Here is a 22,816-nt window from a genome sequence, read left to right as displayed (position 1 = left end):
AAAACGCGCCGCTGGCGTTGCGCTGCGTCCGCACGAGCTATTTCCATGCCGATTTGTCGGCGTCCCAGCGCTGGCCCTTGAACTCCTTTGCCAGCGCATCGACGGTTCCGTTGTCGTCTTCCTGCGCGCCTTCCTCGTCGCCGGCGGAAGCGTCGGCCAGATGGAGTTGCGGGCCTGCCGCCTCGTCGGCAGTCGTGACGGAGGGCGCGCCGACCCAGAGCATCAGGCGATCGGATGCGCCGGGTCTGTCAGAAGAGACCAGGGCGTCGACCTCGATCGTGTCGGTGAGTTCGAGTGCGGGATAGACCCGGCTCGGCCGCTTCAGCGTCAGTTTCAGCTTGCCGGTGTTCTCGCTCCATTGCGAGGATGACACCTTCGCCGACATCGCTTTCGCGACCACGGCGGCGATGCTCGACGCGAGCTTGTCCCTGTTCAATCTGTCGCCGTCGCGCCAGTCCGCCGCCGGGAAACGAATCGCGCGTTCCATGTCGACGATGCCGGCGGTCCAGCCCGCCGCGACCACGCCGGGCCACGACTTCGCTCTCGCGATCAATGCCGCGGCGCGGTCCGGATCGACGCTGAGCGTGATGGTCTGCTCGCCCGCGCGCAACGCGTCGCAGGAAACGCTGAGACTGCTCAGCGACACCTCGGCCGGCTGTCCTCTCAGGCTTCTCAGGAAATCCAGCACCGCCTCCAGCTTCACCCGCACCGCGATCGATTCCGGAGAAACCTCGGTAAAAGCCTTTGGCGCGGCATTGATGTTGTCGTCGGTCGCCCGGCCATCGTTGAATTCCTGCTCGCTGAGATCGGAATTGTCGGACGACGAGACCTCGGTCACGGTCTGGCCGACGCCGATCTGCCCCTTGAATTCAAAACCGTCGCCGGTCGGCTTGCGTACCAGTTTCACCGTAACCGGTAGCTTGTCGCCCTGGCTCTGGGTGGTTCCCGTCAGGTTCTGTCCGTTGACCGCAAGATTGGCGACAAAGCGATCCCGGCGTTCGGAACCCTTCTCGGCGGGATAGCAGACGTCGAGCACCGCCGCCGTCACGGTCTTGCCTTGCCGGGTTTCCTTCAGGATGACGTCGGCATTGCCGTCCATCAGCCCGTCGATCGAGGTGAAGTACCGCGTCTCGCTGCTTCCCTGCGCGGCCTTTGGCGAGAGCTTCATTTGAGCCGCAGCCGGACTTGCCGAAGCCGCCGTAAGGCCGATCAGACAGAGCAAAAGGACGCGCATATAAAATTCCTCGAAAGTGAATTTGGGGAAGCTTCTACCAAACCCACCCACAAATCGCCAAAAAGAAGGCCGCCCGGAAAGGCGGCCTTCAACGAGAGGCAATGCCGGCAGGCGCCGGATCAGAACCCCATTCCGCCCATTCCGCCCATGCCGCCCATGCCGCCCATTCCGCCGCCACCGCCGGGCATCGGCGGCGCCGGCTCCTTCGGTAATTCGGCGACCATGGCTTCGGTGGTCACCAACAGGCCCGCGACGGAGGAGGCGTCCTGCAACGCGGTACGCACCACCTTGGCGGGATCGATGATGCCCTTGGCGACCATGTCGACATATTCTTCGGTCTGCGCGTCGAAGCCGAAGGTTTCCGACTTGTTCTCGAGGATCTTGCCGACCACGATCGAGCCTTCCACGCCGGCATTCTCGGCGATCTGCCGGATCGGGGCTTCCAGCGCCTTCAGCACGATATTGATGCCGGCCTGCACATCGGAATTATCGTTGGTGATGCGGCCGACCGCCTTCTTGGCGCGCAGCAGCGCCACGCCGCCGCCGGGCACGACGCCCTCCTGCACCGCGGCGCGCGTCGCGTTGAGCGCGTCCTCGACACGGTCCTTCTTTTCCTTCACCTCGACCTCGGTCGCGCCGCCGACGCGGATGATGGCGACGCCGCCGGCGAGCTTGGCCAGACGCTCCTGCAGCTTTTCGCGGTCGTAGTCCGAGCTGGTTTCCTCGATCTGCGCCTTGATCTGGCCGACGCGGGCGTCGATGTCCTTTTTCTTGCCCGCACCGCTGACGATGGTGGTGTTCTCCTTGTCGAGCACGACCCGCTTGGCGCGGCCAAGCATGTTGACCGTGACGCTTTCCAGCTTCATGCCGAGTTCGTCGGATATCAGCTGACCGCCGGTGAGGATCGCGATGTCTTCCAGCATCGCCTTCCTGCGATCGCCGAAGCCGGGCGCCTTGACTGCGGCGACCTTGAGGCCGCCGCGCAGCCGGTTGACCACCAGCGTGGCCAAGGCTTCGCCTTCGACGTCTTCGGCGATGATCAGCAAGGGCTTGCCGGATTGCACCACGGCTTCCAGCACCGGCAGCATGGCCTGCAGGCCGGTAAGCTTCTTCTCGTGCAGCAGGACGTAGACGTCTTCGAGTTCGGCGGTCATTTTCTCGGCATTGGTGACGAAGTACGGCGACAGGTAGCCGCGGTCGAACTTCATGCCCTCGACGATGTCGACTTGGGTTTCGAGCGACTTGTTTTCCTCGACGGTAATGACGCCTTCGTTGCCGACCTTCTGCATGGCCTGCGCGATCATCTTGCCGATGGCGGTGTCGCCGTTCGACGAGATGGTGCCGATCTGAGCGACTTCGGCGGAGGATGCCACCGGTTTGGCACGCTTCTCGATGTCCTTGACGACGGCCGCAACCGCGATGTCGATGCCGCGCTTCAAATCCATCGGGTTCATGCCGGCGGCGACCGACTTGCCGCCCTCGCGGACGATGGCATGGGCCAGCACGGTCGCGGTGGTCGTGCCGTCGCCGGCGGTGTCGTTGGTCTTGGAGGCGACTTCGCGCAGCATCTGCGCGCCCATGTTCTCGAACTTGTCCTCAAGCTCGACTTCCTTGGCGACGGTCACGCCATCCTTGGTAATGCGAGGCGCGCCGAAGCTTTTCTCGATGACGACGTTGCGGCCTTTCGGGCCGAGCGTCACCTTCACCGCATTGGCGAGGATATCGACGCCGCGCAGCATGCGGTCACGCGCGTCTCCGGAAAATTTAACGTCCTTGGCAGCCATGTTGAATTCACTCCGTGGGATTGTTGTCTCCGCACCACCTTCGTCATGGCCGGCTGGTCCCGGCCATCCACGTCCTGCTTCCTTCAAAGGAGAAAGACGTGGATGCCCGGGTCAAGCCCGGGCATGACGCTTGAGAGAGGTGCGGCTATTCGGCTTATCTTCAGTTCAGCACGCCCATGATGTCGGACTCCTTCATGATCAGGAGTTCCTCGCCGTCGAGCTTGACCTCGGTGCCCGACCATTTGCCGAACAGCACACGGTCGCCGACCTGGATGTCGATCGGGATCAATTTGCCGGCCTCGTCGCGCCCGCCGGGGCCGACCGCGACCACCTCGCCTTCCTGGGGCTTTTCCTTGGCGCTGTCGGGAATGATGATGCCGCCCTTGGTCTTCTGTTCCGCTTCGACGCGCTTGACAACGACACGGTCATGCAGTGGACGAAATTGAGTTTTAGCCATGAGGTTCCTCTGGAAGGTTCGTTTTAGGGTCTGACCCTGCGTGAAAGGCGGATCGGGCTACAAGGGTTAAAGCCGGCCTGGGCAAAACCGCTTGCATCCTTAGCAATCGTGCTCGGGGAGTGCCAATTGTGCGCCCGGAAATATGGCCTGCCGTCGATCCTGTCAAGCAAGGCCTTAAGTCCTTGGTGAGGCAGATATAGGATGCTGGAAGAAACCAAATCGGAGCGCCGGCGTAACTTGCTGGACATCATTGCTCCGACAGGAGTTTTGCGCTTGGCTGCGGACGGGTGCGGTCAACGATTTTGTTCGGGGGATGCCATGAACAGTTCAAGCAGCACGCGCGGGATGGTCAATCTGGGGATGGCATCGGCTTTGGCGATGTTCCTCGGGGCCTGCGGGGGGATGAGCCTGCCGTCCTTGTCAGGATCGCCTTCCCCGCCGCCGGAGCCCGCGGTCGCACCTGACATGCCGGCGACGGTCCGCGCCGACGAGATCGCCGGCCGCTGGGGTCTTGCATCTTACCAGAACCCGAATGATCGGGTGCGCACGGAGGCGGCGGCGCGGGGCCAGTGCAAACAGCCTTATGTCATTACCGCAGGCGCAACCGGCGGCGTGGTGATGCATCTGGCCGACCAGGCGACACCGCAGGAGCTGCGCCTGAAAGGCAGCCCAAGCGGCAAGAACTATATCGGCCCGCCCGGACCGGTTCCCGGCGAACAGGATCGCGAAATCGTCTCCTTCGACGGCCGCGTGCTGGTGACGCGGTTTGTCGACAAGGATGCCGCGACCCGTTACGGCAACATGGTCTATGTCCGCTGCGCGCCCAAGGCCTGAGGCCTGGCCGTTGGCTTTGTCGTAAGAGGTCGAATATTCCCGCGATTTTCGCCCGCATAAGCAGTGCCTGATGCACAGATTGCGCGACCTTGTTCTTGGACCGGGCCGCGCCGTCTCGGTATTGTCGTTCACGGAAATTCTGGCCTGGGGCATCCTGATCTATCCGCCGGTGCTGACCATGCCCGCGCTCACGGCCGATCATGGCTGGTCGCTGGCGTTCGGCATGGCGGGATTTTCGATCGGGCTCGTGGTCTCCGGAATCCTGGCGCCGACCGTCGGCCACCTGATCGATCGTCACGGCGGCAATATCGTGATGTCGGCGGGCGCGCTGGCAGGCGCGCTCGGCCTTGTGCTGCTGACCGTTGCGGAGCAGCGCCCGGCCTATCTGGCGTGCTGGCTGCTGATCGGTGTTGCGATGTCGTCGACGCTGTACGATCCCGCGTTCGCGACGCTGACGCGGATTTTCGGAACTTCCGCGCGACGGCAGATCACCTTCGTGACTTTTGCGGGCGGGTTTGCCTCCACCGTGGGCTGGCCGGCGACGCATGTGTTACTGGAGCATCTGGGCTGGCGCGGCGCCTATCTGGCCTTCGCAGCCGTACTCGCATTCGTCGTCGCTCCGCTGAATGCCTTTGCACTGCCGCGCACGGTCGCCGTGGCACCTTTGCCTGCGGTCGGCTCGGACGCGATCGTGTTGCCCGCGGCGCCGATGCGGGCTGAAGGACGGCCGTTCATCCTGCTGGCCGCGGCATTTGCGCTGCATGCCTTCATACTTTCCGGCGTCACGTCGAACCTGCTGGCGATGCTGGAGCGGAGCGGCATGAGCGCCGCCACGGTGGTGGCCATCGGAACCCTGTTCGGGCCGGCGCAGGTCGCCGCCAGGCTGGCCGATTTCATGCTGGCGGGCCGGACCCATCCGCTCTGGATCGCGCGCGGTGCGGTTGCGTTGATGGCGTTTGCCTTTGCCATGCTGTCGTTTGCGGGCGCGTCGCCGCCGGTGGCGGCGCTGTTCGCAATCGCATTCGGCGCCGCCAACGGGGTGATGACGATTGCCCGCGGCGCGCTGCCGCTATTGATGTTCGGTCCGGTCGGCTATGGCCGCGTCATCGGACGTATCGCGCGGCCCGCCCTGTTCATTCAGGCGCTGGCGCCTTTTGTGGTGGCGTCCGCGGTTGAGCGATTTTCCGACCGTACCGTACTCGAAATAGGCATCCTCGGCGCGCTCATGGCGCTCGGATGCTTTTTGGCGATCAGGCCGCCGCGGCCGGCGCCGGGGTAACTCGTCATTGCCGGGCTTGACCCTGCTGGATGCGCACATCTCGGCCGTCATTGCCAGGCTTGACCCGGCAATCCATCCGCTTCGAACGACTCTTGCGACGATGGATGGATACGCGGGTCAAGCCTGCCTATGACGAGAGGGGTGAATCCAGCAGGGCTGACCCGGCCATCCATACCGCGCCGCGGGCTGCTGCGTCCCGGGCACGGCAAATGTCAGTCTAGGCGGCTGGAGACAAAGCCGCATCGGTTCGAACGCGCGCATCCGCTTTCAGCGGATGCGCCTTCCGGTGCCAGGCCCATGCCGTCCGCACGATCGTTGCGAGATCGGAATGCATGGGTCGAAATCGCAGCGTCGCCCGCGCCGCCGTTACGTCGGCCACGAGATAGGCCGGATCGCCCGGTCGCCGCGGTTTTATCGCATGCGGCACCGCGCGGCCGGTTTCGGCGGCGATTGCGGCCAGAATTTCCCGCACCGAAAAGCCCGCGCCGGTGCCGAGATTGCAGACGCCTCCGACATGCCCCTGCAGCAGGAGCGTGAGCGCTAGGATATGCGCCTGGGCCAGATCGGTGACGTGGATATAGTCGCGGATCGCGGTGCCGTCGGGCGTGTCGTAGTCATCGCCGTACACCGCGAAGTCGGCGACATGGCCCTGCAGCGCCATCATCGCGCGCGGGATCAAATGGGTTTCGGGCTCGCGCTTTTCGCCGATGCCGCCGGACGCGTCGGCGCCGCTGGCGTTGAAATAGCGCAGCGCAAACGATCGCTGCCCATAGGCGCTGCGATAGTCGGCGAGAATCCGTTCGATCATCCATTTCGACGCGCCATAGGGATTGATCGGCGCGCAAGCGTAGCTTTCAGGCAGGGCCTTGCTGTCGGCATTGCCGTAGACCGCGCCGGTGGAGGAAAATACCAGGCGGCTGCAGCCGGATTCGCGCATCGCATCCAGCAGCGACAGCGTGCCGGCGAGGTTGTTCATGTAATATTTCCGCGGATCGCTGATCGACTCGCCGACAAGGCTGGACGCCGCAAAGTGCATCACCGCGACGATATCGTGCTGCGCGAATGCCGCAGCGAGCCCGGCGCGATCCTGCAGATCGCCCGCCACCAGCGAACCGGTGACGAAGCCGCGATGGCCGGTGGAGAAATTGTCGTATACGACCGGATGATAGCCGGCCGCATCGAGGGCGCGGCAGCAATGCGCGCCGATATAGCCCGCGCCGCCCGTCACCAGCACTGCGGGACGACTGCTCATGTCAGCTCCCCGGCGTCCGGTCGGTGGGCCGGCGGTTGTTGAACAGCAGGTAGAGTGCGCGCGGATTGGTCGTCAGATAGCGCCAGAACAGCCGGCGCGGCTCCAGCCAGATTCGCCACGCCCATTCCAGCCCGGCGCCTTGCATCCACCTCGGCGCGCGGGCGCGGCTTCCCGACAGGAAGTTGAACAGTCCGCCTGATGTCTTGATGACGCCGACATTGCCGAGCCGCGGCGTGAATTGCTCGACAAAGGCCTGCTCGTAGGGAATGCCCAGCGCAACCCACAGATAGTCCGGCGCCAGCGCGTTGATCTCGTCGACCTTAGCGCGCAGCGCATCGCCCTTCAGATAGCCGTGGCAATGCCCGACGATCTGCAGATCGGGATACATGGCACGGACGTTGGCGACCGCCAGCGCATTTTCCGCCTCGTCGGCGCCGAACATATAGAATGTCAGGCGCGCCGCCGCCGCCTTGCGCGCCACGACGTGAAACAGATCGGTGGTGGCGACGCGCTCGGGAAGCGGCGTCTTCGATTTCAGCCGCGATACGGTGACCAGCGGCTGCCCGTCGGCATTGATCAGGTCGGCGGCGCGGAACAGACGTTCGGTCATCGGCTCGGTCGAGCAGCGCGCCAGCACTTCGCCGTTGGCGGACGTCAGATACAGCGGGCGGTCGACGCAGCGCTCCGGAAACACCATGCCGATCATGAAATTTGCGGTCTGTTCGAGGTCGAGCACGGCGAGGCGAAGCCCGCCCAGCGAGATGCGCGGCACGGCCGAAGTGGCGGCCCTCCCCAGCGGATTGATGCGGCGTTCAAGCATATCGTTTGCCTCGCTGCTGGCTGCTCCCCGCGGGATTGAGCTCGTTGAGAACGACCCCGATCAGGTTGCGCTCGGCGCCGCCGAGCGCGGCGATCACGGCTTCCATGGCGTCGTTGATATCGAGATCGACCGGCAGGACCGCGATCAGGCCGTCGGCGGTCTCCAGCAGGTTGCGGTTCGACGCCTCCCACGGCATCGGCGGTCCGTCCAGGATCACCAGATCGTAGCCGCCGCTGGCGCGGGCCTGCGCGATGGCCTTGCGGATGGCGTCGCCGGCCCTGGCGCCGGAGCCCCTGACCGCCGGCAAGATGGCAATTCCGTTCGACGTCTTGATCGCGCGGGCGGCCTTGCTGCCGATGCTGAGCCAGCCGCGGCGGCTGGCCTCCGGCTTGCCGAGGCCGTCGGCCTTGTCCGAAAGCGCATGCGTTGCGTGATCGGCATCGATCATCAGCACCTTGACGCCGTCGCGCGCCGCGGCCAGCGCGGCGTTGAGCGCAACCACGGTGCGGTCGGCGCCGTCGCCGGCGCCGATGATGCCGATGACCGGGGTCAGGCCGCCCGGCGCCCGTTTTGCGGCGGTCTCGCATAGCGCGTGGATGGCGGCGACGAAGGCGCCGGCCGGGCCATTGGCGCGCAGCGTCGGCCAGCCCATTCGCGTGACGTCGCCAACGCCGGGTGCCGCCAGGATGCCGGTTAGCGTGCGCAGCACATCGGTTTCCTGCAGCCGCGCGATCAGCGGTTTCTCCAGCGGAGCCGCGGCGGCCTGCTGCGGCGTATTGCCTTGCGGCAGCGGCGGCTCGATCATTATCTTCATGTCGGGCGACAGCGTCGCCCGCGGCTGCTTGCGGGGCGCCTCGGTCGCGGGCGTCGCCGCGCCCGGGATTGACAGCCGATCGGCCGCGACGGTCCAGGCGGCGGCGGCCAGTGCGCCGATCGCAAAGCCGATCATCGCGATCAGGCTCATCGCCGGCGGGAAGGCGCGGCGCTGCGGGGCGGCGGCCTCGCCGATGATGCGTGCCGCCGAGGTGTTGAGGGTTTCCTGCTCCTCGGTTTCACGCGAGCGCTTGAGGAACGACTGATAGACGTTGCGGTTGGCTTCGACATCGCGCTCGAGCTCGCGCAACTGTACCGACGCCTGGCTGAGGTCGACGCTCTGGTGCTTTTGCTGGTCGAGCGCCTTGGTCAGCGACGCTTCATAGTCCCGCGCCCGGGTGAGATCGTTCTTGGCCGATTGCGAGAAGCGGCTGAGTTCCTCGGTGATGTTGCGGCGCAGGTCTTCGACCTGTTTTTCCATGTTCTTCAGCGAAGGGTGCCGCGGGCCGAGTTCGCTGGAGAGTTCGGCATGTTTCCGCCGCGCCTCCGCGTATTGCGCGCGCAAATTGGCGATGGTCGGCGACTGCAGCGCCTCGGGAATCGCGCCGGCATCGGTGGCGCCGCGCCTGGAGGCCTCGATCTGGTCATACTTCGCCTGCGCGTCCAGCGTCAGCGCGTGCGCATTGGCGAGCCGCTGGGTGATCGCGGACAATTGCTGGTCGCTGACCAGGGTGTCCTGGGTGCCGACGAAATTGTTCTGCGCCTTGTAGATCGCGAGCGCGTTCTCGGAGGTGCGGAGCCGGTCCTGCAATTCCTTGAGCCGGCTCGACAGGTCGGTGGTCGCGCGCCGCGCGGCGTCGGCCTGCGACTGCTTGGATTCGGCGAGATAGGCGGCGGAAACCGCATTGGCGAGCATGGCGGCTTTTGCCGGTTCGTGCGACCAGACTTCGATGTCGACCACATAGGTGCGGTCGGTCCGCTTGACGTTGATGTGGCGGTTCAGGGCGTCCAGCGCCGACATTTTCCCGTTGTCGGCGCTGGCGGTCGGCCCGCCGCTGAGGCCGATGAGGCCGGACAGCGAGCGCAGCAGGCCGCTGGCCTCGCCACCGAACTCGGGGTCGCGTTCCAGTTTCCGGTCGTCGATCACGCGCAGCAGCACGTTGTTCGAGGTGATCAGCCGCGCCTGGCTTTCGACCACCATGGACAGGCCGGCGATATCCTGGGAGCGCGGCGTCAGTTCGCGGTCCACCAACTGCAATTCGCGCGGATCGACATAGAGCTGGGCGGTCGCCGCATAGCGCGGCGTCAGGCTCTTGCCGATCATCACCGCGGTGCAGGCGCAAATAATCGCCGCGGCCGCGATCGGGACCTTGCGCCGCCACAGCAGGCGGACCAAGTCGGTCACGCTGAAACGCGCCGGCGGCGGCGCCGCCGCGATATCGGGTTTCGGCTGAATTATCGGCTGGTCATATGCAAGCATGGGCCCCTGCTTTCGGTTCGGCCGACACACGCGCCGGGTGAGGGGTTGTTGTTCGCAACAAGCCGTTTGCGGCGGGTCTTGATGCGGAACGGGCTGGACAGGAAAAATTAACCATACACATTGAGGGAGTATTTACCGCAAATGCAAAAAAAGCGTTTAAGCGCCGGCGCATTGCAATGCCTCCGCCATGTTCAGAATCGGGATTTGCCGGCGCGATGCCGCCTCGATCGCGGTTTGCAGCAGCCAGGGCGAGCAACCATAGGGGCTGGGCTCGTCGGCCACGTCGTGGGTATAGAAGATCAGCCATCCGTTGCCGGCCTGCGCCTCGTCGAGTGCGCGTTCGATCCCGTCGCGATCGATGCGGCGGTCGATCAGGGGCACCGCCCGCAGAAACTGCAGGTCGACGGTGCCGCTGTTGACGCCGGGGACGATGCTGCGGCACGACTTGAACACGGTCTTGAGCTGCCGTTTGCGGACGAACGACCCGTAACCGAACGGATAGGCAAAATTCTCCACCTCAATCGATGAATCCAGCGACCGCAGATAGTGCTGGTTACGCTCGATCTCGGCGTTCAGCGCGCCGGCATCGAGATCGCATGCCCGCTTGTGCGAGAAGGTGTGGCAGGCAATTTCGTGACCGCTGCGGTGGAGCGCGATGACGTCGTCGCCATCGATCATGTCCCATAGAGGCGATGACCTGCCGACCTGGCTGCCGATGACGTAGAACGTCCCGGTGGCGCCGTGTTGCTCCAGAATCGCGGCGCCGACCGTGGCGGCACTTTTCGGAACGTCGTCGAAGGTGAAGCTGACCATCGGCGCGTCATTGCGCATCCGGAACGGTTCGACGCGCAAATGCATCGCCATCCGATGGCTGAACCTCGCTCTGGCTTCCAAAATTGCATTCATGGTTCAGCGCTTTCGCAATATCACGTGATAGTCGCCGCGCCGCGCGTCGGCCTTTCCGGGCAGGAAAAGGTTCACGGCGACGGCGAGGGCATCGAGCAAGGCGGCAAGCACCGGCTTGCGCGCCCGCATTTCGGGGAAGCGCGGGCTCTCATACTCCCGCCGGTAGGTCACCTGCAGTCCGTGCTGCTGTGCAAAGGCTTCCAGCCGCGGCAGCGAAACCAGCGGATGGAAGAAGGTCGGAAACGGCGCCTGGCCGGGCAGGCCGGCTTTCTTGTCGCCGCGCATGGTGCGGTAGAACCAGACGTGGAACCAGTGCGGCGAGTATCTGGTCACCACGCCGGACAGCGATTGGGGATTCGGCGCGCCGATCAGGATCAGGCCGCCTCGCTTCAGCGAGGTGCAGAAGCCCAGCAACGCTGCTTCGACGTCGGGAAGATGCTCGATGACGTTGTAGCAGATCACCAGATCGAAGGTTTCCGGCGCGAAGCGATAGCTCTGGATATCGCCGAGGATGGTCTTGTGCGCGTAGGTGTTGTTGCGAATCTGGTCTTTATCGATATCGACGACGGTGACATGGGCGCGTTCGAGCACGCCGAGCGGCAGGAAACTGGTCGATCCGCCGCCGGCCTCGTAAACCGCGAGTTTTTCGGGCGGCAGCACCGCGCCCAGGATGCCGTGAACGGCCAGCAGGCTCTCGCGCGCCTCGCCGGACGGCAGTTCGAGCAATGATTTCGGGTGCACGGCAGCGGGCGGCAGCGGCGCGCGCGCGTCGGCCCGAGCGGCGGCGACGGGGTTGAAAGCGCTGGCAATGTTCTTGTTCATTTGTTCCTCTACCTTACCCGATGCCCATGCCCGCGAGCTTGGCCCTGAACAGCGTCAAGCCACGCTGCGACCGCGCGCGAACCCGCGAGATGTCGAACGCCCAGCACAGGGCGGCGTAGCCGGCGGCGCCCACCGCAACCAGGATGACGCAGGCGGTCAGGTCCGCCACATGCAACAGCCGGTCGGCGGCGCCGACAATCAGCGCCATGATCAGTCCGGCGATCATCGTCAGTGCCAGACGGCCGAGCGGAATCGGGACCGCAAACGCCCGGCGGCTGAGGATCAAGGCGCAGACAAAGCCGAGCACATCGGCGCCGAGCCGCGCCCACGCCCCGCCTGCGACGCCGTAGCCGCTGACCAGGGCGTAGGACAGGATCACATTGGCCGCGATGATGACAAGCGTATTGATCAGGTAGAATGAATTACGTCCCGACAGCAGAAAGCTGACATGGAGATATTGCTGGGTCAGGATCTGGAACAGCACCGCAACCGCAATGACGGGCATGATCGCCGCGGCGGTTTCGCGAAAATCGGCGCCGAGGACGACATTGGCGATGTGCGGAGCAATGACGGCAAACCCCAGGCAGGCCGGCAGGGTAATGCTCAGCAGCAATTCGGCGCATTCGCCGAGATGCGACCGCACCGCGGCGCGCCCCTGACTGGCGTGGATCAGGACCGCCATCGGGAAAAACGCGGCGGCGGCGCTGATGGCCGGCATCATGAGCGTCTGGCGGACAAGGTCGAGGCCCGCGATATACTTTCCGGCATCCGCCGCGCCGATCAGGTTGGCAATCATGAACCGGTCGGTGACGCTGGAGACCGCAAGCAGGGTCAGCGATATCGTCAGCGGCAAACCGTGTCGTGCCGCGGTCAGCAGCGTCGGGGCGTCGAACCTGACGATGGTCCCCCGCCAGGCGACCCGCGCCTGCACCCATGTCGCAACCAGATAAGCCAGCGCCGTGGAGGCCAGCAGCAGCAATCCGGTGCGATCGATCAGCGCGAAGACCGCGCCGAGGCAGAGCACCGCAATTGCGCGAGCCAGCGTCGCCTTCATGGCGGTCATGGCCAATAGCCGGGCCCGGACCAGATCCTGGGTAAGTTCGAACAGGCCGACCGCGATCGCAAGCCCGACCGCGGCAAGCGATGCCATCGCATCGAGGCCGACGAGCCGGCCGATGCCCCAGGCAAGCGGCGCGGACAGGCAGGCGACAAAATATCCCGACAGCACCAGGCCGCGGACGTCGCTGCCGTCGTTCCTGGCGTGCTCGCTCAGGATCAGGTTACGGAACCAGCCGATGAAGGCCACGCTGATCACGGAGGCGAAACCGACCCCGAGCAGATAGGTGCCGTAATCATGCGTCGAAAACAGCCGGGTGAAGACAAAAACGCTCAGCAGCCCCAGCAGTGCGGAGAGCACGTTGGCCGACAGATTGATGCTGGCCTGGCGCATCAGCATAGCGCGTCGAGCCTCGCGGCCTGTCTTGAAACGGTGCGCGGCGTGCGGACCGCCTGGTTTTCCTCGATCGCAGCGCGAATGGTCTGCACCGGCGTGCCCGAAAACGACGCGATCGAGAACGCGACGTCATGCGTATTGGCGCGGCAAAGCAGTTCGTTCAGTTCACCTTTGCTGAGCTTCGGCCGCTCCCAGTAACTGAGGCATTGCGTGCTCGAGGTAAGCCGGTGCGCGCCGGAAAAGCGCGCATTGTTTTGCACGAAATAGCCGTACAGCATGTATTCCGAGAACTCCCGGGTCCGGCACAGCGCCTCGATCCAGTGCAGATTGGTGACCGCCTCGATTTGCGAGACCATCGCGGCGGTGGTCTGGCGGTCCCAGAAGATGATGTGGCCGATGAAATCGGGCGCCGGCAACGGCGGCACCGGCAGGCCGAGCAGTTCGTGGCTGGTGGTGACCCAGCGTGAATGCCGCGGCTGGGTGGCCACGACTTCGTCGGGCAGGCCGAACAGCGGAATCGGATGTGGAACCTGGAATTGCGACAGGTCGAAATCACGGAAGAAAACGATGTCCGAATCCAGAATGCAGTAGCGCTCGTAAGGCAACGACATGGTCGCGGCGATCTTGAGATATTGCTGGACATGCCATCCGCTGACCGGCTTGGTGCGGAACGACCACCAGAACTGCCGCCGCTTGCGCTGAATGACGCGCGGCAACGGCCGCAGCCAACGGGGAAGAAAGCGGGAGGCGGGAATAACCTCCCGGCGCTCGCTCTCGAAGTGGGCGAACAACGGCAGGTCGGAATCCGGAACCAGCAGATAATGTTTGGAAAACGAACGGACGTGGCGGTCCACGCTCTCGCAAAGCAGCGTGCACAGGTCGAGGTCGCGCCCGTAAGTCGGGGTCAACAACGCTAAGGGATTCATCTCGGCGCTCTCTCCGGCGGGGATGGTCGGAGCAATGGTTGCTGCGGGTTCGTGCGTCATGCGGTCGGAGTGAGCAAGATCGGTGCCGGACACGCCGGCAAGCGCTCGCGGTGCTTCAAAACTGGTTAATTCACGGGCGCGCTAACCATCGCGGAAAGTGCTGCGCCGTGCGCGGCGGCGCTGGACCGGTACTTGCAAAGACGGTCGCGCATCATTGAATTCGTCAACCGAGACCGTGAACCCATGACAAAACCGACGCATTCCCGGCGCGAGTTCGTCGCAGCCACCGCAACGGCCGCGGCGCTCGGTGTTTTCGGCACAGCCGGACTGTCCGCAGTGTCCGCTTTTGCGACACCGCAGCCGCAGCCGTTCGTGCCGGCCGCCGGATTGATTCCTTACGGCTCGGCGGTGCGGGCCGGCGCGCTGGAGTCCGATCCGGCGTATCGCGAGGCGATCGTTGCGAACTGCCAGATGGTCGTTGCCGAAGGCGAGATGAAGTGGGCGGATATCCGGCCCGCCCGCGGCGAATACCGGTTCGAAAAAGCCGATGCGATCATCGACTTCGCGCGCCAGAACAGGCTTGAGGTCCGCGGCCACACGCTGGCCTGGTACGGCGGCCTGCCGGACTGGACCAACGAGATCTCCAGCCGCGCCGAGGCGGAACGGGAACTGGTCGATCATATCAAGACGGTTGTGTCCCGATATCGCGGCGTCATCCCGTCCTGGGACGTGGTGAACGAGCCGCTGGTGGATTTTCCGGAAAGTGCGGCATCGCTGCGCCCCAGCGTCTGGACCAGGCAGTTGGGGCCGGATTACCTGTCGATCGCGCTGCGCACCACCGCCGCGGTGGACCCGGCCGCGCGGCTCGTGCTTAACGAATACGATGTCGAGTTCAAGGGCCCGCGTTTCGCCGCCCGGCGCAAGGCGCTGCTTCAATTGCTGCGCTCGTTGCGCGACAAGGATGTGCCGCTGCACGGTGTCGGGCTGCAGGCCCATCTGTTCGCCGACCGCGATATCGATCGCGACGGGCTGCAGGCATTCCTGAACGAACTTGCGGCACTCAGGCTCGACGTGCTGATCACCGAACTCGACGTCGTCGACTACGAATTGCCGGGCAAGGTGAGCGAGCGCGACGCGCTGGTCGCCCGCAAGGCCGGCGAGTTTCTGCAAGCGGTGTGCGACGTGGTCCGTCCGAAAGCGATCCTGACCTGGGGCCTGAGCGACCGCTATACCTGGGTGCCGATCTATTTCAAGCGGCCGGACGGCATGCCCAACCGTCCGCTGCCGTTCGACGCCGATCTCAAGCGCAAACCGCTGTTCGACGTCATCGAGCAGTTCAGGCGCAGGCCCGCCTGAATCAAGGGCGGCCGGAATCCGGAGCCGTAGGTTTTCGTCAACAGATTGACCCGTAAGATCGAACCCGCATGAACCCGTCCAACATCCGTGAACGCGCGGCGGCGTCCGGTCCGCCCGATCCCTCGATCGGGATCGTGGTCTGCATCCCCAGCTTTCGCCGTCCGCAGCATCTGCGGCTGACCCTGGAATCCCTCGCCCGGCAGCGAACCGATCGCCGCTTCGCCGTGGTGCTGGTCGAAAACGACGCGGTAAAACGCGAAAGCGTGCCGGTCGCCATCGAGTTCTTCTGCGACGGCAGAATTCCAGGCCTTTGCGTGGTCGAGCCGCGGCAAGGCAATTGCGAGGCCATCAACGCCGCATTCGAAACCGCGCTGGCGGCGTTTCCTGCCGCGACCCGGTTGCTGATGATCGACGACGACGAAATCGCGTCGGAGCACTGGCTGGAACGGATGGTCGATGCGGCGGAGGCCACCGGCGCCGACCTGGTCGGCGGCCCGGTGCAGCCGGATTTCGACGACAAGATGGCGCGCGGGCTTCGCCGCCATCCGGCGTTTCGTCCGGCCTATGACGCGAGCGGCCCGGTGCCGGTCATCTACGGCTGCGGCAACTGCCTGATCACGCGCCGGGTATTCGAGACGCTCGCCGATCCCGCTTTCGATCTGAAATTCAATTTCCTCGGCGGCGGCGACACCGATTTCTTCGTGCGTTGCCGTCAGGCCGGCATGAAATTCCATTGGGCCGCCGATGCCCTCATCACCGAAACCGTGCCGCACGTCCGCACCCATCCCGGCTGGCTCGTCGTGCGCGGCCTGCGCATCGGCGCGATCAACTATCACATCGAAGTCAAGGCCGCGCGCAGCTATCCGGCGCGCGCCAGAGTGGTCGCCAAGCTGCTGGCGATGCTGCCGCTGTCGCTGGTCCGCGCCGGCCGTCTCGTGCTCACCGAACCGCGGCCCATCATCGCCCTGCATCCGGTGACGGTCGCGCTCGGCAGCGCGCTGGCGGCGATCGGCGTCGAACCGCAGCCCTATAAAGCATCGAAGATCCTGCCGTGAGCATCGCCGCCGCAAGCGAGATCCGTACCGTCTTCGATCGGCTCCGCCGCCTTGAGGTGATGGACGTGCTGCGCGCCGCCACCTTCATCGCCACCTTGCTGCTGGTCTGGGTTTCACTGCGGCCGTTCGTCGACCTCAGCGGCTCGCAGCTGAAGGATCTCACCACCGGCAATGAAACGCTGACCTACGCCGCGTTCGGATGCCTGGCCGTGCTGACGGTCGCGCTGGCGATGGCCGACAACAGGTCCGGCCTCACGACGCTGCTGTCTCCCGGTTTCATCCTGTTCGGCGCTTGGGTGTTCGTTACCGCGGCGCTGTCGCTCGATCTCAGCACCTCGATCCGCCGTTTCGCGTTGACCGCAAGCGTCACCGCGGTGGCCTCGACTTTGCTGCTGCTGCCGAAGTCGCAGACCGAGCTGATGCGGTGGTTGAGTATTGCGGCGCTGGCGTTGCTGGCGATCTGCTATCTCGGAATACTGCTGGCGCCGAACCTGTCGATCCACCTGGCGACCGACGCGCAGGAGCCGGCGCTGGCCGGCGACTGGCGCGGCTCGTTCGGCCATAAAAACGGCGCCGCGCCGGTCATGGTGTTCCTGCTGTTCATCGGGATCTACGCGGTTCGGCTCGGCGCGCTGCTGTCGGGCACGGCAATCATCGGCTTTGCCGGACTGTTCCTGCTGTTCTCCGGCGGCAAGAGCGCGCTGGCGCTGAGCATCGCGGTGTTCCTGCTGGCGGGCCTGGTCTCGGCGGCGAGGACGCTCTGGCTCCGCGCCGCGATCTGCCTGACGCCGCTGCTCGCGCTGAATTTGCTGAGCGTCGGCACGGTGATGAGCGACGGGCTGGAAAACATCGCCAGGATGCTGCCGTTCGACACCACTTTCACCGGCCGTACCGACATCTGGACCTTTGCCTTCCAGGCGCTGCAGCAGCGGCTTTTGACCGGATACGGTTTTGCGGCGTTCTGGGGCTCCAGCTCGATCAAGGATCTGCCCGAAGGCAAGGAGTGGGCGGAATTCGCCTCGCACAGCCACAACGGCTATCTCGACACCGCGCTGGCGATGGGCCTGCCCGGATTGCTGCTGCTGATCGTGGTGCTGGTGGCCGGCCCGCTGAAGAATTTCCATGCCGCGGACCGCGGCGGCAACAGCGGCCCGCTGGCGACGATGCTGCTGCAAATCTGGCTGTTCGGGCTTTATTTGTCGTCGATGGAAAGCTTCTTCCTCGACCGCGCCGACCCCTTGTGGTTCACGTTCTTGCTCGGGGTGTTCGGATTGCACTATCTGGCGCGGTTTCGGCTTTCGGAATGAACTCCGTGTCCGGACGCGGTGCAGCGCTTCTTTAAGCGAGCATCGCAGAGTGCGGACCCGTACCAAACACGAAACCGTCATGGCCGGGCTTGACCCGGCCCCCCATCCGCTTCGGCGGCGACGGAAAGCTCCGCCTTCACCGCCTCCGCCACGTCGCGCCACCAGCCGTCGAAATCGAACGGCGCGTGCACCGACGGCCAGTTCAGCGCCGCGGCGACCCGGTCGGCATAGGCGTCGGCGCCGGAACCGCGCGGCACCGGCACGATGGCGCCGCGGTCGATCAATTCCTGAAAGCGCGGATGATGATCGAACTCATCCGCCTCCGCCGGACCGGTGACGATCACCGGCCGGCCGGATTGCACGCAGGTCAGCACGCTGGAGCGCCGCGCGGTGAGGCCTTCGTCGAGGCAAAAGCAGAACGCATCGATCTCGCTGAACAGGCCGAACACTTCATGGTCGGATGCGACAAAGCCGCTGACCAGCACGTCGTCGCTCAAGCCGAGTTCGGCGGCGCGGGCACGAAACTGCGCTTCGACCTGGTCGACGCCGCGAATGAACGACCCGACATAGATCAGCAGCGGCTGCAATCCGCGCTGCTTCAGGACCGCGCCGATGTCGAGCAGCGCATTCGGCTGCTTGCCCGGATAGATCGAGCCGAAATGGCCGATCACGAGGCGGCCGCCCCGCCGCGCGGCGGCGAGCCGCTGCCGGAGTCTGGAATCGACGATCCCCGCCGGCGCTTCGATGTTCGGCGGCAGCGGCGCCAGCACGCATTTTGCTGCGGTCCGGCCCATCACGGGATCGTGCGCGAGTTCACGCCGCACCAGCGGCGAGAACATCACGATGGTATCGGCGAGCAGCAGCGCCGGCATATAGGTGATGCGCCGCAGCCGGTGCAGGCCGCCCCATTCATGCTGGATCAGAACGATACGCCTGCCGCGCAGCCGCGCGATCGCCAGCGCCAGCAGCGGCCGGAGCATGACGCGCTTCCACGCCACCAGCGGAAGGTTGCAGACCACGCTCCGCGCCGACCCCACCGCGCGCCAGATGTCGACCAACCTTCCGCCGCTCCGCGTCAGGGTTAACGACGTGCAACTGCCGGGCTCGAGCTTTTCGATGATCTCCTGCAGCAGGCGCGTGAACTGCCCGACGCCGCACTGCATCTGCGGCCCCGCGCCTAAGAACAGCGCCTGATATGCGGGTTCTGACGTCATGGCGTTAGCCATAGCCCGCAGACATTAGTTTCCGGTAAGTGCGCCCGCGGCGGCGCGGCATCGGATTTGCCAGACATGAACCGAAAGCCGCCGGAACGTCTCATATCGGGACATCGGGCGGTCGATGGCTTCACGGCCATTCGAAATTTCGCAAACAGCAGGCGAAGCCAGTCAGGAGCACGGCGATGACAGCGAACAAAATCTTCACCAAATGGGACGAGACGCATTCCGAATTGTGGGCGCAGCAGCCGATCCGGCTCGAGCACGAGATGCACAGGTCGCCGGCGTTCTCGATGGACGACCTTGCGAAGCTGATCGAGGGCTATCCGCGCCAGCATTACAGCCTGGTCCAGACCGGCGCCCGCGGCAGCAAGAAGCTGTGGCGCGAGGGCGATATCGGCAATCTCTCGGGCCGCGAGGTGATCGACGCCATCGCGGGCGGCGGGCTCTGGCTCAACATGCGCGACGTCGGCGCGGTCGACAGCCGCTACCGCAGGCTGGTGGACCAGATGTTCGAGGAAATCGTCGCAAAGGTTCCGGGTTTCGAGATTCCCAAAGGCCATCAGGAAAGCATCCTGATTTCCGCGCCGGATGCCCAGGTCTACTACCACGCCGACATGCCCGGGCAGAGCCTGGTGCAGATCGCCGGCCGCAAGCGCGTCTATGTCTATCCCAACACCGCGCCGTTCATCACCGCCGAGCACCTGGAAGACATCGCGCTGTTCAATGTCGAAGTCGATCTTCCCTACAAGGACTGGTACGACGACCACGCCAAGGTGCTCGACATCGGCCCGGGCCAGATGCTGGGCTGGCAGATGAACGCGCCGCACCGGGTGGAGAATCTCGACACTTTCAGCATCTCGATGACCATCTCCTACACCAACGATGAAATCCGCCGCTCCGAGATCGTCCATCTCGCCAACGGCATGCTGCGGCACCGCTTCGGCTACACGCCGAAGAGCCGCAACCTGCGCGGTCCGTCCTACTTCGCCAAGGCGGTGATGCAGAAGCTGCTGCGCGACGGCAAATGGGTCAGGCGCGAGCGCGATGCGCGCCGTCCGATCGACTTCCGGCTCGACAAGGCCGAGCCCGGCAAGCTCGTCGACCTGCCGAAGGCGGCTTGAAGGACGGCAGACAGACAATGCCTTCCGTCATTGCCAGGCGCGCAGGCGGCGAAGCCATCCGGCCCGCGTTCGGCGGCCCTGGATTGCCTGATGGCGCCTGTCATCGGGCGGCGCCGGGCGCCGACCCGTCGGCTTGCAATGACGGCGGCGCCGGCTTCCGCGTCGAATTCCTCCGCGACTGGAAACAGCCTGCCGCGCGCTGCAACGATCTCGGCAATGCGACGCCGTTCCAGAACTGGCAATGGCTCAAGGCCTGGTACGGCGCCTTCGCCGACGTCGACCATGTCGAGCCGCTGATCGCCGTCGTCTCCAATGCCGCGACCGGCGAGCCGGCCGCGCTGCTGCCGCTGATCCGGCGGACCAAGAACGGCATCCGCGTCATCGAGCCCGCCGATCTCGATCTTACCGATTACAACGCGCCGCTGTTGGGCGCCGCGGCGCCGCGCGATGCAAAAGCGGCGCGCGCGATGTGGAAGGCGTTGCGCCGCGCGCTGCGGCGACTGCCGGGCGGCGCCGACCTGATCCGGCTGCGCAAGATGCCGGCCGAAACGGACGGCCGCCCCAATCCGCTGGCGCTGCTGGACGGCGCCGGGCCGTGTGCCCTCAACGGCAACCTCGTCACCACCGGCGAGGACTTCGACGCCTGGCGCCATACGCTGGAGCGAACCGTGCGCAAGGAGCTGGAGCGAAGCTGGCGCGTCTTTACGCGCGATCCCGCGGCGGAATTCCGCACCATAACCGACAAGGACGAAGCCCTGCGCGTTCTCTCCACCATGGCGGCGCAGCAGGGCTGCCGCATGCAGCAGCTCGGGCTGAATTTCGTGCTCAACGATGCGACCTGTGCGGCGTTCTACCGCAACCTCGTGCGCGACAATATCGAGAACGGCTACGCCGTGCTGTCGGCGCTCACCGCCGGCGGCGAGGTGGTGGCGACCCTGCTCGGCATCCGGCAGGGCGCGCGTTATGTCATGGTGCGGATCAGCAATGCCGGCGAGAAGTGGTCGAACTGTTCGCCGGGCCGGCTGATCATCGAACGCACCATGGCCGCGCTGCATCGGGACGGCGTTCGCCAGTTCGATTTCAGCATCGGCAACTACGCCTATAAGCGCCGTTTTGGGGTGCAGCGGATCGCATTGGTCGATTTCACCGCGGCGCTGAGCTGGCGCGGCGCGCCCTATGCGTTGCGCGATCGCGCAGCGCGCTGGTTGCGCGGGCATCCGCAATCAGTGGAGCGCATCAGGCGCGTACTGGGCAGGCCGCCGTCGCGCGAAGAGCAATGAATTCCGGCGCGTGCTGGTAAGCGTCGCTTTGCGCCGTGCCTCCGAATACCTCGTCGTCATTGCCGGGCTCGACCCCGGGCATGGCGCGAACAGCGCCTTTGCCCACTTCGCGGTTTCCGCTAGGCTGCGATCAACAACGGTAAAAAATCCCGGGAGACAATCACCTCATGAATCGCCGCCAACTTCTCAAGGCCGCCGCGGCTCTGCCCCTGGCGCAGGTCGTCCTCTCCAACACCGCCCGCGCGCAAGGCCCTTATCCCACCCGCACCATCACCATGATCGTGCCGTTCCCGGCCGGCGGCCAGGCCGATCTCGCGGCGCGGCCGGTGGCGCTGGCGCTCGAAAGGATTCTCGGCAAGCCGGTGATCGTCGATAACCGCGCCGGCGGCGGCGGCGGTTCGGTCGGCAACGCCGCGGCGGCGCGCGCGGAAGCCGACGGCTATACGCTGTTGATGACGCTGTCGTCGCTGGCGGTGCTGCCCGAGGCGGACCGGCTGTTCGATCGCCCCGTTGCCTACGAGGTTTCGCAGTTCGCGCCGGTCGCGCGGGTGCTGGCCGATCCGACGCTGCTGGCGGTGCCGGCGGCGGCGCCGTGGAAGACGCTGCAGGATTTTGTCGATGACGCCAAAAAACGCCCCGGCGAAATTCCCTACGGCTCGTCGGGCCCCTATGGCACGCTGCATGTGGCGATGGAGATGTTCGCAGGCTCCGCCGGCATCAAGCTCCTGCACGTGCCGTTTCGCGGCGCAGGTCCGGCGCTGACCGGACTTCTGACCGGCACGGTGCAGGCGCTGGCGTCGGCGCCGGGCACGCTGAAACAGCAGGTCGATGACGGCAGGATGCGCGTGCTGGCCAACTGGGGCGGGGAGCGGATCGCGAGCTTTCCCGACCTGCCGACCTTCAAGGAACTCGGTTACAAGGACGTCGAGTTCTACATCTGGGCCGGGCTGTTCGCGCAGGCCGCGCTGCCGGCGCCGGTCATGACGCGGCTGCGCGACGCGATGGCTTTGGCGGTGAAAGCCCCGGAAGTGACGAAGACGTTCGAGGCCGCCGGCAGTCCGGTCGCCTATATGGATGCGCCCGAATTCGCAAGGTTCGTCGAAGCCGACAGCGCGCGCCTGCTCGCGGCGGTGAAGAAGATCGGCAAGGTGGAGTAACCGCGCGAACTGCGGCACGCATCCCGGACGACGTGATGGCCGGGACGAGCCCGCCATGACGTAGACCGCGCCGTCCTGCCTGGCCTTGTGCCGGGCATCCACATCTTTCTTTCCGATGTGGAGCAAAGACGTGGATGGCCGGGACGAGCCCGGCCATGACGTAGAACGCGCTGCCCGGCCGTGCGCAGCGCATGACATGGACCGCGCCGTCATGCCCGGCCTTGTGCCGGGCATCCACGTCTTTCTTTCTGACGTGGAGCAAA

The 22,816-nt window shown here is 65.3% G+C and carries 19 protein-coding genes; 8 read left to right on the top strand and 11 right to left on the bottom strand.

Annotated elements, in window-relative coordinates:
* Positions 1–37 precede the first annotated feature (37 nt).
* From ACFE72_RS06770 to groES, 3 genes are all read right to left on the bottom strand, one after another.
* The gene (locus ACFE72_RS06770; RefSeq protein WP_375412304.1) at positions 38–1,234 is read right to left on the bottom strand and encodes a hypothetical protein; all 1,197 of its coding nucleotides are present in this window, start codon (positions 1,232–1,234) and stop codon (positions 38–40) included.
* A gap of 119 nt (positions 1,235–1,353) precedes the next feature.
* Entirely contained in the window at positions 1,354–3,018 is a 1,665-nt protein-coding gene (gene groL, locus ACFE72_RS06765; RefSeq protein ID WP_375412303.1) for a chaperonin GroEL, read from the bottom strand.
* A 160-nt stretch (positions 3,019–3,178) separates the two neighbouring features.
* Positions 3,179–3,475: a co-chaperone GroES gene (gene groES, locus ACFE72_RS06760; protein WP_375412302.1), complete on the bottom strand. Its 297-nt coding sequence runs from the start codon at positions 3,473–3,475 to the stop codon at positions 3,179–3,181.
* Positions 3,476–3,793: 318 nt separating this feature from the next.
* Between groES and ACFE72_RS06755 the strand changes: the two genes are divergently transcribed.
* Together ACFE72_RS06755 and ACFE72_RS06750 are read left to right on the top strand one after the other, a co-directional pair.
* A complete protein-coding gene (locus ACFE72_RS06755) occupies positions 3,794–4,309 on the top strand; it encodes a hypothetical protein (RefSeq protein ID WP_375412301.1) in 516 nt (171 codons plus the stop codon).
* Between the two features lie 70 nt (positions 4,310–4,379).
* Complete coding sequence (locus ACFE72_RS06750) at positions 4,380–5,588, top strand: MFS transporter (RefSeq protein ID WP_375412300.1); 1,209 nt, start codon at positions 4,380–4,382, stop codon at positions 5,586–5,588.
* A gap of 217 nt (positions 5,589–5,805) precedes the next feature.
* On the opposite strand, the gene galE is transcribed toward ACFE72_RS06750, so the two are convergent.
* From galE to ACFE72_RS06715, 7 genes are all read right to left on the bottom strand, one after another.
* Positions 5,806–6,840: a UDP-glucose 4-epimerase GalE gene (gene galE / locus ACFE72_RS06745; protein ID WP_375412299.1), complete on the bottom strand. Its 1,035-nt coding sequence runs from the start codon at positions 6,838–6,840 to the stop codon at positions 5,806–5,808.
* 1 nt (position 6,841) lies between these two features.
* The gene (locus tag ACFE72_RS06740) at positions 6,842–7,660 is read right to left on the bottom strand and encodes a WecB/TagA/CpsF family glycosyltransferase (RefSeq protein ID WP_375412298.1); all 819 of its coding nucleotides are present in this window, start codon (positions 7,658–7,660) and stop codon (positions 6,842–6,844) included.
* Complete coding sequence (locus ACFE72_RS06735) at positions 7,653–9,953, bottom strand: exopolysaccharide transport family protein (RefSeq protein WP_375412297.1); 2,301 nt, start codon at positions 9,951–9,953, stop codon at positions 7,653–7,655. Before ACFE72_RS06735 ends, ACFE72_RS06740 begins: the two co-directional genes overlap by 8 nt.
* 156 nt (positions 9,954–10,109) lie before the next feature.
* Complete coding sequence (locus tag ACFE72_RS06730; RefSeq protein WP_375412296.1) at positions 10,110–10,859, bottom strand: polysaccharide deacetylase family protein; 750 nt, start codon at positions 10,857–10,859, stop codon at positions 10,110–10,112.
* Positions 10,860–10,862: 3 nt separating this feature from the next.
* Positions 10,863–11,681: a class I SAM-dependent methyltransferase gene (locus tag ACFE72_RS06725; RefSeq protein ID WP_375412295.1), complete on the bottom strand. Its 819-nt coding sequence runs from the start codon at positions 11,679–11,681 to the stop codon at positions 10,863–10,865.
* A gap of 13 nt (positions 11,682–11,694) precedes the next feature.
* Entirely contained in the window at positions 11,695–13,131 is a 1,437-nt protein-coding gene (locus ACFE72_RS06720) for a lipopolysaccharide biosynthesis protein (RefSeq protein ID WP_375412294.1), read from the bottom strand.
* Positions 13,131–14,060 carry a DUF6492 family protein gene (locus ACFE72_RS06715; RefSeq protein ID WP_375412293.1) on the bottom strand — a complete coding sequence of 310 codons (930 nt, stop codon included), beginning with the start codon at positions 14,058–14,060 and terminating at the stop codon, positions 13,131–13,133. Before ACFE72_RS06715 ends, ACFE72_RS06720 begins: the two co-directional genes overlap by 1 nt.
* 243 nt (positions 14,061–14,303) lie before the next feature.
* Between ACFE72_RS06715 and ACFE72_RS06710 the strand changes: the two genes are divergently transcribed.
* From ACFE72_RS06710 to ACFE72_RS06700, 3 genes are all read left to right on the top strand, one after another.
* Positions 14,304–15,416 carry an endo-1,4-beta-xylanase gene (locus ACFE72_RS06710; protein ID WP_375412292.1) on the top strand — a complete coding sequence of 371 codons (1,113 nt, stop codon included), beginning with the start codon at positions 14,304–14,306 and terminating at the stop codon, positions 15,414–15,416.
* A gap of 68 nt (positions 15,417–15,484) precedes the next feature.
* On the top strand, positions 15,485–16,471 hold the full coding sequence (locus ACFE72_RS06705) for a glycosyltransferase family 2 protein (protein WP_375412291.1): 987 nt from the start codon (positions 15,485–15,487) through the stop codon (positions 16,469–16,471).
* Complete coding sequence (locus ACFE72_RS06700) at positions 16,468–17,778, top strand: O-antigen ligase family protein (protein ID WP_375412290.1); 1,311 nt, start codon at positions 16,468–16,470, stop codon at positions 17,776–17,778. Before ACFE72_RS06705 ends, ACFE72_RS06700 begins: the two co-directional genes overlap by 4 nt.
* 77 nt (positions 17,779–17,855) lie before the next feature.
* Here the strand turns inward: ACFE72_RS06700 and ACFE72_RS06695 are convergent, their stop codons facing one another.
* On the bottom strand, positions 17,856–18,992 hold the full coding sequence (locus ACFE72_RS06695) for a hypothetical protein (RefSeq protein ID WP_375412289.1): 1,137 nt from the start codon (positions 18,990–18,992) through the stop codon (positions 17,856–17,858).
* Between the two features lie 185 nt (positions 18,993–19,177).
* Here ACFE72_RS06695 and ACFE72_RS06690 point away from each other — a divergent pair, with 185 nt between their 5' ends.
* From ACFE72_RS06690 to ACFE72_RS06680, 3 genes are all read left to right on the top strand, one after another.
* A complete protein-coding gene (locus ACFE72_RS06690) occupies positions 19,178–20,116 on the top strand; it encodes a hypothetical protein (protein WP_375412288.1) in 939 nt (312 codons plus the stop codon).
* Positions 20,117–20,133: 17 nt separating this feature from the next.
* The gene (locus ACFE72_RS06685) at positions 20,134–21,396 is read left to right on the top strand and encodes a GNAT family N-acetyltransferase (protein WP_375412287.1); all 1,263 of its coding nucleotides are present in this window, start codon (positions 20,134–20,136) and stop codon (positions 21,394–21,396) included.
* A gap of 167 nt (positions 21,397–21,563) precedes the next feature.
* The gene (locus ACFE72_RS06680; protein ID WP_375412286.1) at positions 21,564–22,553 is read left to right on the top strand and encodes a tripartite tricarboxylate transporter substrate binding protein; all 990 of its coding nucleotides are present in this window, start codon (positions 21,564–21,566) and stop codon (positions 22,551–22,553) included.
* The last annotated feature ends 263 nt before the right edge of the window (positions 22,554–22,816 follow it).

This window comes from uncultured Bradyrhizobium sp. (genome assembly GCF_964252615.1).
Taxonomy (GTDB): Bacteria; Pseudomonadota; Alphaproteobacteria; order Rhizobiales; family Xanthobacteraceae; genus Bradyrhizobium.
Note: the sequence above shows the minus strand (reverse complement) of the source record. Positions and strands in the feature narration are given on the sequence as shown.